This is a genomic window from Roseomonas mucosa ATCC BAA-692 (assembly GCF_000622225.1).
Lineage (GTDB): Bacteria > Pseudomonadota > Alphaproteobacteria > Acetobacterales > Acetobacteraceae > Roseomonas > Roseomonas mucosa.
Map to the genome: position 1 here is coordinate 1 of NZ_JHWD01000081.1, position 1,170 is coordinate 1,170.

Here is a 1,170-nt window from a genome sequence, read left to right on the forward strand (position 1 = left end):
ATCCCGACCAGCCGGTCGGGATGGTGAACAGACACGGGTCATTTCTCGGCGGAAACTCTGACCCTTCCCGGGTCAGCTCTCAGTGCAAATCAACATGCTGGCACTTGGTCCTCAGAGCGCAGGCCTCAACCGCATGGAAGATGTCGTCGTAGGGGCGATCATCGGCCTTACCTTCAGCCAGATTCTCCTGACTCCCGATCCCGTGCGGATGATCGATGCAGCAGCTGGTGGTCTGTTCCTGAAGCTTGCAGAGGCATTCCGAAGTGCTGCAGCAGCTCTGCAAACAAGGGATCCTGTCAAGGCGGAAGCCGCGCTGGCCGCATTCTCAGCCTCCCATGACAGCCTGATTACGCTTGGCGCCGGCATTGATGCAGCGCGTTATGCGGCGCGCTGGTCTCTCAGGGGACGGCTGGCGGCGCATGCCGTCGCCGAGGTCGCAGCGCGCTATGATCGGCGTGCCATCCGCCTTTATGCTTCCAGCCTGCTTTTCGCGGAAGCGCTTGCAAATGCTCTCCGTAAGGACGCCGGTCGTGCTCCACCCGGACTGGCGGAGCAGATCCTGGATGCGGCTGATCGATGCGAAAAGCTTGCGGCTGCCGCAGACATCCAGGAAGCGGATCATAGATCGGACGCTATCGAAACCACCAGACAGGGTGAGTGGAGCTATGTGCAATTTCATTATCATGCCGTATCGGATGTTCTTCATAGCCTGGAGCAACTTCAGCACTCAACCCTATCGGTGACGGGGCAGCACGCGCGGACTGGTGAGTTCGATCAGATTCACCGTTCTGGTTGAAAGGCCCTTTGAAGCTTCATCATCGGGACCGACAGGATGGGACCTGAGCCGCCATAAAAGCAGCAACCCAGGCCCGGACCAAGCCTCAGAGCGCGATGGTGAGTTCGCCCAGTCGGTCGGTCAGCTTCATGTTCTCCGCATAGTCCACCGGACAGGAGATGATGGAGACGCCATCCTCCGCCAGCGCCTTCTGCAGCGTGGGCAGCAGTTCCGCCGCCGCGCCGATGCGGTAGCCCTTCGCGCCGAAGCTCTCCGCGTATTTCACGAAATCCGGGTTGGTGAAGTCCACGTCCCGGTGGTGGCCGAGTTCCATGTCCATCTTCCACTTGATGAGGCCATAGGCGCGGTCCTCCCAGATCAGCACCTTCAGCGGG

General features: G+C 60.3%; 2 protein-coding genes. One reads left to right on the forward strand and one right to left on the reverse strand.

The window, feature by feature from the left end; translation table 11 throughout:
• The first annotated feature begins 133 nt into the window (after positions 1–133).
• Positions 134–796, forward strand: coding sequence for a hypothetical protein (locus BT98_RS27495; protein ID WP_147292494.1), 663 nt, complete (start codon positions 134–136; stop codon positions 794–796).
• Positions 797–881: 85 nt separating this feature from the next.
• Here BT98_RS27495 and BT98_RS25425 read toward each other — a convergent pair.
• Positions 882–1,170: thiamine pyrophosphate-dependent enzyme (locus BT98_RS25425; RefSeq protein WP_037251911.1), on the reverse strand; the 289-nt coding region annotated here is incomplete at its 5' end.